The 16,066-nt window shown below is 44.7% G+C and carries 7 protein-coding genes; 5 read left to right on the forward strand and 2 right to left on the reverse strand.

The genetic code is table 11. From position 1 onward, the window contains the following. The first annotated feature begins 91 nt into the window (after positions 1–91). From FFF34_014600 to sprA, 3 genes are all read left to right on the forward strand, one after another. Complete coding sequence (locus FFF34_014600) at positions 92–2,401, forward strand: NADP-dependent malic enzyme (GenBank protein TSD63799.1); 2,310 nt, start codon at positions 92–94, stop codon at positions 2,399–2,401. A 3-nt stretch (positions 2,402–2,404) separates the two neighbouring features. Beyond that, positions 2,405–2,989 (forward strand): Holliday junction branch migration protein RuvA, encoded by a 585-nt coding sequence (gene ruvA / locus FFF34_014605; protein ID TSD63800.1) that lies wholly within the window; start codon positions 2,405–2,407, stop codon positions 2,987–2,989. Positions 2,990–3,230: 241 nt separating this feature from the next. Further along, positions 3,231–10,229 carry a cell surface protein SprA gene (sprA, locus tag FFF34_014610; protein ID TSD64173.1) on the forward strand — a complete coding sequence of 2,333 codons (6,999 nt, stop codon included), beginning with the start codon at positions 3,231–3,233 and terminating at the stop codon, positions 10,227–10,229. A 1-nt stretch (position 10,230) separates the two neighbouring features. Here the strand turns inward: sprA and FFF34_014615 are convergent, their stop codons facing one another. Both FFF34_014615 and FFF34_014620 read right to left on the reverse strand, forming a co-directional pair. Further along, positions 10,231–12,105: a hypothetical protein gene (locus tag FFF34_014615; protein TSD63801.1), complete on the reverse strand. Its 1,875-nt coding sequence runs from the start codon at positions 12,103–12,105 to the stop codon at positions 10,231–10,233. Positions 12,106–12,174: 69 nt separating this feature from the next. Further along, the gene (locus tag FFF34_014620) at positions 12,175–14,073 is read right to left on the reverse strand and encodes a hypothetical protein (GenBank protein TSD63802.1); all 1,899 of its coding nucleotides are present in this window, start codon (positions 14,071–14,073) and stop codon (positions 12,175–12,177) included. Positions 14,074–14,184: 111 nt separating this feature from the next. Between FFF34_014620 and miaB the strand changes: the two genes are divergently transcribed. After that, entirely contained in the window at positions 14,185–15,633 is a 1,449-nt protein-coding gene (miaB, locus tag FFF34_014625; GenBank protein ID TSD63803.1) for a tRNA (N6-isopentenyl adenosine(37)-C2)-methylthiotransferase MiaB, read from the forward strand. 41 nt (positions 15,634–15,674) lie between these two features. Next, positions 15,675–16,052: a four helix bundle protein gene (locus tag FFF34_014630; GenBank protein TSD63804.1), complete on the forward strand. Its 378-nt coding sequence runs from the start codon at positions 15,675–15,677 to the stop codon at positions 16,050–16,052. The last annotated feature ends 14 nt before the right edge of the window (positions 16,053–16,066 follow it).

Here is a 16,066-nt window from a genome sequence, read left to right on the forward strand (position 1 = left end):
ATGCCTGGTTTTGATGAATTTGAGAACCGGGCTTTTTTATTAGAAAGTTCAAAGAAAGTAATTGTAATTTTGGGGGCTTGAATTTGAGAAGATGAATAAACCCAATCGTAAACAAGACGCCCTAAATTACCACTCAAAAGGACGCCCCGGAAAAATACAGGTAGTGCCAACCAAGCCTACCAATTCGCAACGAGACCTTACCTTAGCTTATTCGCCCGGCGTTGCCGAGCCATGCCTGCGTATTGCCGAAAATGTTGATGATGTATATAAATATACTGCAAAGGGCAACCTGGTTGCGGTTATAAGTAACGGTACAGCGGTGCTTGGCCTGGGTAATATTGGCCCGGAGGCCAGCAAACCCGTAATGGAGGGTAAGGGTTTATTGTTTAAGATATACGCAGATATTGATGTATTTGACCTGGAGGTAAATGCTAAAACGGTTGATGAGTTTGTAAACATTGTAAAGGCCCTTGAGCCAACATTTGGCGGGGTAAACCTGGAAGATATATCGGCACCAACCTGCTTTGAAATAGAGCGCAGGCTAAAAGCCGAAATGAAGATACCTGTAATGCACGATGACCAGCACGGTACGGCCATTATATCGGGTGCGGCATTGATGAATGCCTGCGAGATACAAGGCAAAAAGCTGGATAAAATAAAACTGGTAGTGAATGGGGCGGGTGCCGCGGCTGTCTCTTGCTCAAAAATGTATCTATCGCTGGGTGTGAAAAAAGAAAACCTGGTGATGTTTGACATCAACGGTGTTTTAAACGCCGACCGTACCGATCTGGACGATATACGCATGGAGTTTGCCACCGATAGAAAGGATGTTAAAACCCTTGCTGATGCCATGAAAGGTGCCGATGTATTTGTTGGCCTGTCGGCAGGTAACGTGGTTACGCCGGCTATGCTGGTAAGTATGGCTAAAAACCCGGTAGTGTTTGCCATGGCCAACCCCGAGCCCGAAATATCGTACGATTTGGCTATTGCAGCCCGTAAAGATATCATTATGGCCACCGGCCGGTCCGATTTCCCTAACCAGGTAAATAACGTATTGGGTTTCCCGTATATTTTTCGTGGCGCGCTTGATGTTAGGGCAACCGCTATAAATGAGGAAATGAAAATTGCCGCGGTTAAAGCAATAGCCGAAATGGCTAAAAAACCGGTGCCCGAGGCCGTTAACCTGGCTTATGGTATTACCGGCCTAAAATTTGGCCGCGATTACATCATTCCCAAACCAATGGACCAGCGGTTAATTACCGAGGTTTCGTCGGCAGTGGCTAAGGCAGCCATCGAATCGGGCGTTGCGCGTAAAACAATAACCGACTGGGATGCTTATAGCGATGAATTACTGTCGCGCCTGGGCAACGATAATAAGCTGCTGCGCGATATCACCAACAAGGCCAAACAAGCACCTAAGCGCGTAGTATTTGCCGAGGCAGATACCTATAAAATATTAAGGGCCGCCCAAATAGTTAAAGACGAAGGGATAGCCATACCTATACTGCTGGGTAATGCCGCCAGGATAAAAGAAATAATGCTGGAGAATGAGCTTGACCTGGGCGATGTTGAAATAATTGATACACGTATTGAGACCGAACGCTCAAAAGAATTTGCCCAATATTTATTTAATAAACGCCAGAGAAGAGGGGTTACTTTATTTGAGGCCAAAAAATTCCTGATAGATCGTAACTACTATGGTGCCTGCATGGTACAGTTTGGCGATGCCGATGCGCTGATATCCGGACTCACTAAAAACTATGTGGATACAATTAAACCCGCCCTGCAAATTATTGGTACCGAAGAAGGCGTGAACCGTGTGGCAGGTATGTACATGATGATAACCCAAAAAGGCCCGGTGTTTTTTGGCGATACTACGGTTAACGTTAACCCTACTGTGCAGGAACTGGTGGATATTACTGTGCTGATGGAACGATCTGTAGCGCGCTTTAATATTAAGCCAAGGGTAGCGGTATTATCTTACTCAAACTTTGGATCTAACGAAGGCGAGGTACCAGAAAAAACAAGAGAGACGGTGAAAATGCTGCACGAAAAATACCCTGATATGGTTGTTGACGGAGAGATGCAGGCCAACTTTGCCTTAAACTCCGAATTGCTGGCAGATAACTTCGAGTTCTCGACCCTAAACGGTAAACCGGCTAATACGCTGATATTCCCTAACCTTGAATCGGGTAACATAGCTTACAAACTATTACAGGAAATTGGCGGTGCCGAAGCGGTTGGTCCAATTTTATTAGGTTTGAAAAAACCGGTGCACGTGCTGCAATTAGGCAGCTCGGTACGCGAGATAGTGAACATGGTTACCATAGCCGTGGTAGATGCCCAGGCAAAAGCCTTAGCGGCAGAAAACGCAAACATTAAAAGCAAAAAAGGTAAATAATTTATGTACGATTATATTGATGGCAAATTAGCTTTTAAAAGCCCTGCCCACGTTGTTATTGATGCCGCGGGAGTTGGTTACCATATCAATATATCGCTAAATACCTACTCGGCCATTGGTGATGCTGAGCGTTGCAAATTGTATACCTGGCTGCATGTAAAAGAAGATGCGCATACCCTTTACGGTTTTGCCGATACCGGCGAGCGCAGGTTATTTTTACACCTGGTATCCATATCGGGTATAGGCCCAAATACCGGCCGCATGATGCTATCGTCTATAACCCCTGCCGAGATACAGGCGGCAATTGTGCAGGGCAATGTATCGCTTATACAACGTATAAAAGGTATAGGCCCAAAATCAGCACAGCGCATTATACTGGAACTGCAGGATAAGCTGCGAAAAGAAGGGCCCGATACGCTTACGATTGTACCGGTAATAAAGACTGTAAAAGACGAAGCGTTATCGGCGTTAGTGATGCTTGGCTTTGCAAAAAATGTGGCCGAGAAGGTGCTGGAGCAGGAAATAAATAAAAATACAGGCGTATTAACTGTAGAACAATTAATTAAATATGCGCTAAAAAGCTTATAATTACCCTATATAACTTATTAAGCCCTTGGTTAAAAAAATTACTTGTAAACTATTTATAGGTACGTATTTTTTTGCTGCTTTATGCAGTATAGGGACAGCCATTGCCCAACAAACCCCTGTACAACAACAGCCGGTTATACAGCGACCAAGCCCTCAGCCACAGCAAGGGGTACCACAACAGCAGCAGCCACAACAACAACAACCGGGGCAACAACCGCAAGGCCAGCAACAACCCGGGCAAATTGGGCAGCAGCAACCAAATCAGCAGCAGGGCCAACAACAAACCACCGCGCGCGATACTACCCCGCCGTTTAAACCCGGCCCGGTAGACCTTAAACAAGCCACAGGCATAAAATTGCGCGAAGGTATATTTTTACCCGACCCGCCAAATTTGGTGCGTACTATAGAGTACGATGCCGAAACAAACCGCTACATATTGTACGAACGTGTGGGTAACCTGTTATACCGCGCCCCGCGATACTTAACTTTTGCCGAATACCTGCAATTGCAGCAACGTGGCGTAAGGCGCGAGTATTTTAAACAACTGGCCGATAACTATGCCTACGAGTCGCAGCAGCCGGGCTTTATACCGCAAATAAAGGTAAGGAGCAAAACGTTTGAGCAGATATTTGGCAGCTCTAATATCAATATCCGGCCGCAGGGCTCGGCAGAGGTGATACTTGCAGGGCAGGTCAATAAAAACCAAAACCCGCTTTTTAACACCCGCCAGCGTAACCAGTTCAACTTTAATTTTGACCAGCGTATACAGCTTAACGTTACCGGCGAAATTGGCGATAAATTAAAAATAAGTACCAACTATAACACCGAGGCCCAGTTTCAATTCGAGAACCAGATAAAGCTGGATTATACCGGCCACCCTGACGAGATCATTCAAAAAATTGAGGCAGGTACGGTAAGCTTGCCATTAAATACCACGCTGATAACCGGTAGCCAGGCCTTATTCGGTATAAAAACCAAGCTTAAATTTGGCAAACTGGATATCACCAGTATATTATCGCAACAGCGTTCGCAATCAAAAAGTATTACCATTACCAATGGGTCGCAGCAAGGTAACATAGCCCTTACCCCGGCTGATTATGAGGCGAACAAGCACTATTTCCTGTCGCAGTATTTCAGAAATAATTACAATAAGGCGCTGGCAAATATCCCTATCATCAGCTCTAACATCAACATCACCAAAATAGAGGTTTGGACAACTAACCGTACTAACGTTACTACCGATTCGCGCGATATATTGGCCTTTATAGATCTGGGCGAAAACAGGCCGTATAATACGGCATTGGTACGCCCCGGCACCAGCGGTTTGCCGGCGGGTTTCAGCGGCCCCGGTTTTCCGCAGCAATCAAATAGTTTATTAAGCGGCTTGCCTGTAAATGCCCGTATTACCAATTCTAATGATGTGGCCAACTATTTTAGGTCGACAGGCGCTACCGACAACTATGCCAAGCTTACCTATGCCCGCAAGCTAACAGATAAAGAGTTTACCTTAAACCCAAGGTTGGGTTATATATCGCTTAATTACCCCTTAAATAATGATGAAGTGCTGGCCGTTGCTTACCAATACTCGTACAATGGTGTCCAGTACCAGGTGGGTGAGTTTTCCAGCGATGTGGCGGTTGATCCTAACACACCGAAGGTATTGTTCACCAAGTTGCTGAAGAATGAGTTACTGAAAACCAACCTTCCAACGTGGGACCTGATGATGAAGAATATTTATTCGTTAGGTGCGTTCCAGATAAGCCCCAACAGTTTTAAGCTTAACATTGCCCGTTTGGATGATAAATCCGGAATAGAAAAAACCATAATGGATGAAGGGCAAAACACAAAGAGTAAGCGCTGGCTGCAAATTACCGGGGTTGATAACCTTGACCAGCAAAACGCCAAGCAGCCCGATGGTTATTTCGACTTTTTAGAAGGCATCACTATCGATTCGCAAAACGGGCGCATCATGTTCCCTGTGTTGGAACCCTTTGGATCCGACCTGGCTAAACAGTTTACCGCCGGCGAGGCCGACCTGGTGAACAGGTATGTTTACCAACCATTGTACGACTCGACAAAGACCATTGCCCAGCAATTCTTCCCCAAGCTTAACCGCTACACTATTAAGGGTACCTATACCTCTACCGGGGGCAGCGAGTACCAGTTGAATGCTGTAAACATTCCGCAGGGGTCAGTTGTGGTTACCGCCGGTACAGTAAAACTAAATGAAGGGACAGATTATACCATTGATTACAGCGCGGGCCGTATCAGGGTGTTAAACCAGGCATTGTTATCATCGGGGCAACCTATAAATGTAAAATTAGAGAATAACGAACTGTTTGGGGTGCAGCAAAAATCGCTATACGGGTCCAGGTTTGATTACCATGTAAGCGATAAGTTTTTGTTAGGGGGTACTATTATGCACCTTACCGAGCAGCCCATCACCCAAAACGAAATTGTTGGCGAGGAATCGATATCTAACACTATTTGGGGTTTTGATGCCAACTATAGCACACAATCGCGCTTTTTAACTCGTTTGGTTGATAAGATACCTTTTATACAAACCAAGGCACCATCTACCATTAACTTTAGCGGCGAATTTGCCAAACTAATGCCGGGGGCACCGGGGGCGTTAAACTTTGCAGGCTCAAAAAACGGCACCTCGTACCTGGATGATTTTGAGAATAGCCGTTCGGTTATCGATATCAAAAGTTCTATAGCCTGGCAAATATCGGGTACGCCGCAAATGTTCCCTGAGGCGCAATTATTTAACGATCTTAGCTACGGCTACAACAGGGCAAGGCTGGCGTTTTATAATATCGACCCTATATTTTATACCAACTCGGGCAATATACCTATATCCCGTACCGAGCTGTCTAACCACTATGTAAGGCAGGTTATTGAGCAGGAGGTGTTCCCGTTCAAGCAATCAACTACCGGGCAGCCACTAAGTCTTTCTACGCTTAATATGGCGTTTTACCCAACCGTGCGCGGGCCGTATAACTATACCACTACAGGTATTAACGCCGATGGTACCTTACAAAACCCTAAAAACAGGTGGGGCGGTATGTTCCGTAAGCTGGAAACTAACGACTTCGAATCGTTAAACGTAGGTTACATTGAATTTTGGATGCTCGATCCGTTTATTTACAAGCCAGCGTCGCAAGGTGGCGACCTGTATTTTAATTTAGGCAGCGTATCTGAAGATATTTTAAAAGACGGTCGGAAAAGCTTAGAGAACGGCCTGCCTATTGATGCCGCCACTGCCAACAATGTTGATGAAACCGTGTGGGGTAGGGTATCAAAACTACAGCCGGTTATCAATGCCTTTGATAATAACCCGGCTTCGCGTAAGTTACAGGATATTGGTTTGGACGGTATAAGCGATGCCGACGAGCAAACCAAATTTGCCCCCGTTGTGCAACAGGTTAAAGCCAAATTAAACCCGCAGGCTGCTACCGCTTTTGCCAATGACCCATCATCAGATGATTACCAGTACTACCAGGGCCCTACGCTTGACCAGGCACGTGCCGGTATATTAGACCGTTACAGCAAGTATAACGGTACAGAGGGTAACTCCAAAACTGCCGAGCAATCGCAGGCGGAACTGGGGCTGCAAACATCAGCTGCAACATCATTGCCGGATGGCGAGGATATTAACCGCGATAATAACATGAGCCAAACCGATGAGTACTTTCAATATAGAGTATCCATCCGCCCGCAGGATATGCTGGTTGGCCAAAACTTTATCAGTGATAAGGTAACCTCGAACGTGAAGCTGCCCGACGGCACCACACAGGCGGTAACCTGGTACCAGTTTAGGATACCTATTAACGAGTACCAGTCTAAAACAGGCAACATCCAGGATTTTAAGGCTATCAGGTTCATGCGGATGTTTATGACCAATTTTGCCGATACATCTATCCTGCGTTTTGCTACCCTGCAATTGGTACGCGGCGAGTGGAGGACCTTTAACGCCGAAAATAATCCAGTTAACATTATTGCCGACCCTGCCATTGCCAACCCTGTAATTGATAATTCATCCTTAGATGTGCAAGCTGTGAATATTGAAGAGAATGGTAACCGCACGCCTATACCTTATGTAGTGCCGCCGGGTATTAACCGCCAGCGTAATTACAACAACCTGCAAACCGATACCAAGCTGAACGAGCAATCGCTATCGTTAAACGTAACCAGCCTGCGCGATGGTTACTCAAGGGCGGCATTCCGCACCTTCTTTAACGATCTGCGGTCGTATAAGCGCATACAGATGTTTATACACGCCGAGGGTACCCAGCTAAAAGATAACGACCTGCATGCCTTTGTACGCTTAGGGGTAGATTACCAGGATAACTACTACGAATACGAAGTGCCCCTGGCAGTAACACAAGCCGGTACCCGCGACCCCGGCGCCATTTGGCCTGCCAGCAACGAACTTAACCTGCAGCTGGATATATTGACCAGCGCCAAGCTGGCCCGTAACAATGCCAAGCTAAATGGCTTGCCATGGCCATTTACCGTACCCTTTACCTATACCGATGGTGCCAATAAAGTAACCATAAAGGGCCAGCCCGACCTGAGCAGATTACGCACAATAATGCTGGGTGTGCGCAACCCTTACAAGCCAACCGGATTAAACGACGACGGCCTTGATAAAACAGGGACAGTTTGGTTTGATGAACTGCGCCTTACTGATTTTGACCAGCGCGGCGGCTGGGCTGCTACAGCAAGGGTTGATGCTACATTGGCCGATTTTGCTAACATCACGGTATCGGGTAGTAAAAGTACCGTGGGCTTTGGTACGCTTGACTCGAGGGTGAGCGACCGTAACCGCAGCGACGATCAGATATATGATGTATCGGGTAGTTTGGAGTTAGGTAAGTTTTTCCCGGCAAAAAGCGGGATACGCATACCTGCGTATCTTAACGTTTCGTCGCAGGTAAGCACCCCGCAGTACGACCCTGCATCGCCGGATGTGGAGCTTAAAAAAACGCTGGCTGCCGCGCCAACCAACAAAGCGCGCGACTCCATTAAAAATGTATCGGTAGATTATACGGTGCGCAAAAGCATCAACTTTACTAATGTGCATAAAGAGCGTACCAACACATCGGCACCGGTGCATGTATGGGATATAGAGAACTTTAACGCTACCTATGCCTACACCGAGTACACCCACCACGATTTTATTGTTGAGAACGATTTTGCCAAAACTTACCGCGTAGCGCTGGCCTATAACTATACTAACCAGCCTAAATACTACTCGCCGCTTGAAAAAGTGATCAAAAGCAATATGCTGGCACTTGCACGCGATTTCAACTTTAGCATACTGCCATCAAGGTTAGGCTTTAGCATCAGTTTTGACAGGTATTATTCAGAAAATACCTTACGTAACAACGACCCTAACAACTTTATACCTATACCAACCAGCTTTAACAAAAACTTTAATATTACCCGCGTATACGGCATAGGCTGGAACCTATCAAAATCGTTAACTATGGATATTGATGCTACCAACCTGTCGGTAGTGGATGAGCCGGCGGGCCGCATAAATGGTTTAAAGCGCGATACCTTGTGGGAGAATTTAAAAAAGCTGGGCCGTACTACTAACTATAACCACACCATCAATTTTAATTATACTACGCCTATTAACAAGATACCAGGGCTTGACTGGACCAGCATGACGGCGCGTTACAGCACCAACTTTAACTGGCAAACCCAACCCGAATTTGCCATTAATGACCCGACTTATGATGTAGGTAACAGCATACAAAACTCGCGCAGCATACAGCTTAACCCTACGCTGAATTTTATAAGCCTGTACAACAAATTTGCCGGCCTGCGCAAAAGCGGCGCTGATGATACAAAAAATGGGGCCGGTAAATTTTTGATGGGTATACTAACCGGTATTAAAAGCATAACCGGTACTTACACCCGCACCGAAGGAACGTTTTTACCGGGCTATTTGCCGCAGTCAAACTTCCTGGGGCAGGATCTGACCTATAACGCGCCGGGCATTGGTTTCTTGCTGGGCAGCCAGGCCGATTTGCGGAGCCGGGCAGTAGCCAATGGCTGGATATCTAAAGATACCCTGCAAAACCAGTTGTATGTAAAATCGTTTAATGAGGATATTAACCTGCGCAGTATCATTGAGCCGGTATCTGACCTAAGGATAGAGCTGATAGCCTTTAGAACGCAGGACCGTAACTATCAAACCAACTTTAAATACCTGGCATCAACCAATAGTATAGAAAATTTAAGCCCGGTAACATCGGGTACTTACAGTGTGTCGTTCCTGTCGCTTGCTACGGCGTTCTCAAAAACAGGGGGCATCAACAATACATCGGCTGTGTTCCAAAAGTTTTTAGATAACCGCGCCATTATATCGCAAAAACTGGGGCAAGCCAATCCAAATTCAGGGGGTGCAGGCACTACCCAAGGTTACGCCGATGGTTATGGCCCTAACTCGCAAAACGTTTTGGTGCCGGCATTTTTGGCGGCATATTCGGGCAAAAGCGCCGGCTCGGCAAGTCTTAACCAGTTTCCTAAAACACCAATACCCAACTGGCAAATAAGTTATGGCGGTTTAAGCAAGCTGCCGTTTTTTAACGAGATGTTTCAATCGCTTGATATTAAGCACGGCTATCGGTCGTCGTACAATATAAACAGCTATACCACGCTGCTGCAATACCAGGAAGCTAACGGCCAGGTAGTGACCCGCGACGCGAATAACGACTTTTTGCCTTTTTACCAGTTTTCGCAAATAACCATATTTGAGCAGTTTGTACCTCTGTTTGGTGCCGACGTACGTTTTAAAAATGATATGACCGCCAATTTTGAATACCGCAGAACACGGTCGTTAAGTTTAAGCCTGCTGAACAGCCAGTTGGCACAGCAAAACGAAAACATTTTGGTATTTGGCTTTGGCTACCGGCCTAAAAACTTCAGGATGCCATTTGGCCTGTTTGGGCGCGGCAACCGTACCGATAACGATGTGAACTTTAAACTTGATGTGGCCTTACGCGATAACAAAACCCTTATATACCGCGCCGATGTGGAAGCGGCCGAAATATCATCGGGCGCGCAAAACATCACGCTAAGGCCATCTATTGATTATGTTATCAACCAGCGGTTCAACTTAAGCCTGTTTTACGATTCGAACATTACGCGCCCTTATACTTCGCAAACCTTTAATACTGCCTTTACCAATTTTGGTATCAACTTAAAGCTGTTGTTGCAGTAGGCTAATTTTTAGTCTGTAATTTCTTGCGTTCCTTAGCGGCTTTTTCCTGTTGTTTCTTTAAGTCTTTGGCGGCTTTCTCCTGTTGCTTTTTTAGCTCTTTAGCAGCTTCCTCTTTTCGTTCCTGGTCCTTTTTCTTCTGTTTCTCCAGGTTCTTTTTATCCTTTTCCAGTACCTCTTTAACAGGAGGCTGCTTACCATCGCCAACGCCCGCGCACTTTTTTATACCGCCAAGTAAGGTAAGCCAGGCCGTTTTAAAAAACGGGTAGTTATAAGGGCGTGTATATATCACATTGGCAACGCGTGCGGGCTTGCCGCCATCGTCGGGGTTATCGTGTTTAATAATAAAGGTGTTAGCTAATGCCGATATCAGGCCACGTTTTTTATATTGTTCGCCAATATCAGTTTTAAGTACCTCTATATTCAAATCGTTATACAACAGGTTAACTGTACCGGTGGCTACTTTTTTGTTGGCGTGTATATCAAAATCGAGGCTTTTTACGTTGCCCGATTTAAGCCGCACCGACGACATGCCCATAGTAGCCTTGTTTAGTGCCGCAAAGTCCATCGGGCCTAAATGGCCTTTATAGCTGTAATGATAGTCGGGGTCGTTAAGGCGAAAGGCAAACTGCACGTTAAACTTGCCCTGCCCCATAAAATAGCTGGTTAATGCCACCTTAAGGGTGTTGTCTTTTATCAGGCTATCGGTAATGTTAGTAATGTTTAAAAAATTACCCCCGGTATTATTAAATGTGATGGTGCCCACCTTGCCCAGGCTTTTACTGTATTGGCTGTAAGCGATATCAATACCTTTTAAAGTAAGCGTATCGATATTTAGCCCGGCCTTTAAATTTTTAAGGCCGTACTGCGGGAAGGTAACTACCCTGTCGTTAAACTTTGGGCCCACCTTATAGTTACTGAACAGGCCCAGTTTAGCAGCGGTTATGGTTACGCGCGAACTATTGATGGTATGATACTGATGGTAACTGTTAAAATCGAAGTTATTTATTCGGATAGTGGGGACATGCACACTAAACCTGTCGCTTTTGCTTTTGTCAAAAAATGCCTGGAAGGGTAGTGTCGGGATAATATCCACCCCGGTTATATCGATGGTTTTTGTGTGGGATGAGAACCTTACCGACTTTACCTTATACATGTAAGTACCGGCTGCGGTGCGGCTGCTGTAGTTATTAAGTTCGGTTACAATATCTGTACAATAAAACAACCTGGAATTATCTGCCTGCGTAGCAGAATCTATCAGCAAACCGGTAGCTGTAAAGTTTATCTTTTTGATTTGAGTGAGTGCCGGGGGGAAGCCTTGCGCATAGTTGGTATAATTTAAGTGCGCATCTGTAAGGTAAACACCGCCTACACTGATAGAGCGGATACTTTTGGATATTTTTTGATAGAGCGTCTTGTCGTTTTTTGGCAGGGTGTCCTTGCCGCCGTGTTCGTGCCAGCTTAAGTCGATATTAGGCTCGTTAAGGGTAATGATGCCGATATTTACTTTTTTGCGAAAGTAAAATTCAAAGGGGTGAATAGCCGATACCACTAAACGCTTTACCGTTATATTGTATAGGTTATTGGGTGCGGTACCCTGCTTCTTTTTCTGTAGATAAACGCCGCTGTCCATCTTTAAAGCTACGTTGTACAAAACCACCTTGCCCTGCAACAGCGATAAATCGGCATCGCTAAAGTTAATGCTGTACAGGCTGTCGCTGCCGGTTGCTACGGCCTCTTTTAGTTTTTTAGACAGGTAAGGTTCGGCCATATAGCTTAGCACTATTGCCGGTATCACTATGAGTACAATAAATACGGCCAAAACAATAAGCAATACCCTTTGCCACCTGTGTTTAAATAATTTTTTTATATCGGCCATATTAATAGTTATAAATTATAAAGCGGTTAAAGCAACAAAAGCGCAGAACAACTGGTTATGTCAACGCTATTAGTTACCGGCTTTTTGTTGTTGTTCGGCTGCTGCCTTATCTGCCTTTTCCTTTTCTTCGGCGGCTTTTTTCTCGGCTTTTTCCCTTTTACGTTCCTCGCGGCGCTTTTTCCTGTCTTCTTTGTATTGTTTAAACTTGTCTAACAGGTTAGTTACTTTATTTACCGCGTTAGTTACCTTGCTCTCGGTTTTTCTGTCGAAACCTACGCTGGGTTTTAAGCCATCAAGCAGTCCCTTATATAAAAAGCTAAAGAACGAGGTCTTAGTGTCGCGTGCCACATCAATAGGCCCCGGGCGAAACACACCTTTGCTGTTTGGGTTATCATCCTCGATGATGAGCGTATTGGCAAGGGTGGATATAAAGCCTTGTTTTTGCAACTCTACCTTGCCCGAATCTTTGCGGAGCAATTCTATATTCAGGTTTTTATAGTAAAATTCCAGTTGGCCTTTGCCTTTGTAATTATTGGCGTTTACGTTAAAATGCAGCCTGTCAATATCCGCCGATTTTACGTGCACCAGTGCCAGCGGCTTCACCAGTTTATCCAGTTTGCGGCCGTCAAATTTGCCCAGGGTGCCGTTGTAGTTAAAGGCGCCATCCTTTGCATTAAGGTTAAATTTAAAATTTACGTTAAGGTTGCCCGCATCCATAAAGCGGGTATCAATATGTGCCAGCATAAAAGGGTTTGTTTTTTTAGCAGCGGCATCGTTGGTTACATTTAATATATAACCATTGGTATGTTTAAAGGCAATCTCGCCGGTAAAGCCCGTGGTGGCATCGGCCTCTAAATACTTAATATCGGTGTTTTTAATGTTAAGCCGCTTTAACTTCATATCAAGCGCCACCTTTTGTAATTCCTGGTGCGGGTCTTTACCTATCTTCGATCTTTTTACCCCTTTATATTTGTTATTGCTATATATCTCTACACTGGCATTAGCAATATCCATGGTACCGGCATAAAGTTTTTGGTCGCGTAAAAAGCGTTGCAGGTCTATATTATTTATAGCAATCTGTTTAAATTTTAACGTGTATATCTCACCGGGTTCGCCGCTTACCTTATAAAACTGCGTTTTGTTATACCGTGGCAGATAGCTAACGCCATCCAGTACAATGTTGCGTTTGGCTGTCGAAAAATATATTTGCTTTAGCGCCACCTTGTACATTTTATTTGGCGTTATAACCGCGTAATCCTTCACCCGCACCTCAACCCCTTTTGTGTAATAAAACCGGCTGCTATCGTTACCTGACAGGGAATCGATAAATACATCAGATATATTAAGGTTAACGTGTTTTAAACTATTGGTTTTAACCACTTTGTTGCTGCGGTTTATATAATTAAGGCTGATGTCGTTCAGCGCTATCGAGTCTATACGCAACTGCTTAAATGTTTTCTTGATGATCTCGTAAGGGCTTTTAGGCTTACCCACCTTAACAGTATCGTTAAAAGCATAGCGCTTATTTACTATGGTAAGGCTGGGTTTATCTATCGATATATTGTTAATGTTCAATATCTTTTCCTGGTAGGCTTTGCGTGCGCCCAGGTTTTTTATGGATAACTTTTTTACTCCTAACGTGAATAAATTGTCAGGCGCTTTTTTGTTAGCTACCATTTTTAGGTAGATGTTGGTATCGGGCACCAGTTTAAAATCGCTTAAGGTTACATCGCCCGATGTTAAGTTAAGGTCAAAGTCCGAGTACTCGATATGATATAAGCTATCGGTAGTTTTTAGTACCAGCGCTTTTAGCTGGGCCTGCAAATAGGGCTTCCAGTGGTCCTGCGCAATGTATTTTTGATAGGCGTAGTAACCGGTACCGCCAAGTGCAAGCAATACAGCTAATAAAATAAAGGGCCATTTGCGTACTGATTTTTTTTCGGCGGGCTGGTTTTCTAAATCGTCCATTGCATAAAATGTTGAGGTATAACAATAAAACTTTGATTTTGTTGCCGCTGACAAACTGTCACTCGATATATAAAAATTATGTATTTTTGCAGCTCAACTATTATATATACGATGGATTTGCTTATTCCGGATAAGGTGCATGACGAAAGCAGGCAAGGCGAGGCTTTACTATTAGAGCCTATTGGTAAAAATGATGGCCGTAAGCTATATATTGAAAGCTATGGCTGTGCTATGAATTTTAGCGACAGTGAAATAGTGGCTTCGATATTGGCAGAGCAGGGCTTTGAAACTACATCAGATTTTAATAATGCCGATGTAGTGTTTATTAACACCTGCTCGATACGCGAGAATGCCGAGGTGCGTGTGCGTAACCGGTTAAAAGAATTTGCCGGCGCTAAATTTAAAAACCCCGGTATGGTGGTTGGCGTGCTGGGCTGTATGGCCGAGCGTTTAAAAGCCAAATTTTTAGAAGAAGAAAAACTGGTAGATGTAGTTGTAGGCCCCGATGCCTACCGCGACCTGCCTAATCTAATAGACCAGGTAGATAGTGGCCAGCGTGCCGTAAACGTTTTATTAAGCCGCGAAGAAACCTACGCCGATATTAGCCCCGTGCGTTTAAATAGCAATGGCATTAACGCCTTTGTATCTATTATGCGCGGCTGCGATAATATGTGTTCGTTTTGCGTGGTACCGTTTACACGTGGCCGCGAGCGCAGCCGCGATGCACAGTCGATAGTTGACGAGTGTACCGACCTGTTTAATAAAGGCTACCGCGAGGTTACTTTATTGGGCCAAAACGTAGACTCGTACAGGTGGAGTGCACCTGTAGCAGAAGGCAGTGGGCAGTTGGCTGTTGGCGATGAAGTTAAAATGGTAAACTTTGCCAACCTTTTAGAGATGGTAGCATTGGTTAGCCCTGATCTGCGTGTGCGTTTTTCAACATCGCACCCTAAAGATATTACCGACGAGGTTTTGTATACCATTGCAAAATACGATAACATTTGTAACTATATACACCTGCCGGTACAAAGCGGGAACAGCCGTATACTGGATATAATGAACCGCACATACGACCGCGAGTGGTATATGAACCGGATTGATGCCATACGCCGTATAATACCCGAGTGTGCCATATCTACTGACGTGATCACTGGTTTTTGTACCGAGACCGAGGAGGAGCACCAGGAGACCGTAAGCATGATGGATTATGTGAAGTACGATTTTGCTTACATGTTTAAATACAGCGAAAGGCCGGGTACTTTAGCCGCCAAACGCTATGCGGATGATATACCTGAAGAGGTTAAGCAAAGCCGCCTGGCACAAATTGTGGCCAAGCAGCAGCAGTATTCGTTTTACCGCATGCAGGCACGCATAGGCCGGGTAGAGAAGGTGCTGATAGAAGGCTACTCAAAAAAATCTGACAAGGATTATTGCGGCCGCAGCGACCAGAATGCCATGGTAATATTCCCGGTAAGCGAAAATTATAAACCCGGCCAGTATGTAAACGTACTGGTTGAAAGAACAACATCGGCAACGCTGATAGGGAAGATAGTTGAATAGAAGCAAGAATTAAGAATCAAGAGACAGGACCAGAAAATTGCATGAGACATAACTTTAAGAACTTAAAAGTGTGGCAGAAAGCAATGGATCTTACAGATATGACATTTGAATTTTGCAAGAATTTGCCTGTAAACGAACGTTATAACCTGATTGATCAAATCAACAGATGTTCGTGTTCGGTTCCTTCTAATATTGCCGAGGGATCGGGTAAAAATACAAATAAGCATTTTGCAGAGTTTTTATCAATTGCTATATCTTCATCATTTGAACTGGAAACACAATTATTAATATGTGAGCGTAGGAAGTACGGGTCTATAGAGAAATTAAGGGATTGTTTGGAAAAGGTGTCCGAAGTGCAAAGAATGATTTTTGCATTTAGAGAACACGTTTTAAAAGCCGAAACATCTCTTGATTCTTGACTCTTATCTCTTGA

This window comes from Inquilinus sp. KBS0705, from assembly GCA_005938025.2.
GTDB lineage: Bacteria > Bacteroidota > Bacteroidia > Sphingobacteriales > Sphingobacteriaceae > Mucilaginibacter.

Excerpts from the sequence above, each read along its gene's own strand:
- miaB (TSD63803.1), top strand. The coding sequence starts at position 14,185 with ATGGATTTGCTTATTCCGGATAAGGTGCATGACGAAAGCAGGCAAGGC.
- FFF34_014615 (TSD63801.1), bottom strand. The coding sequence starts at position 12,105 with ATGGCCGATATAAAAAAATTATTTAAACACAGGTGGCAAAGGGTATTG.
- FFF34_014620 (TSD63802.1), bottom strand. The coding sequence starts at position 14,073 with ATGGACGATTTAGAAAACCAGCCCGCCGAAAAAAAATCAGTACGCAAA.
- FFF34_014600 (TSD63799.1), top strand. The coding sequence starts at position 92 with ATGAATAAACCCAATCGTAAACAAGACGCCCTAAATTACCACTCAAAA.
- ruvA (TSD63800.1), top strand. The coding sequence starts at position 2,405 with ATGTACGATTATATTGATGGCAAATTAGCTTTTAAAAGCCCTGCCCAC.
- FFF34_014630 (TSD63804.1), top strand. The coding sequence starts at position 15,675 with ATGAGACATAACTTTAAGAACTTAAAAGTGTGGCAGAAAGCAATGGAT.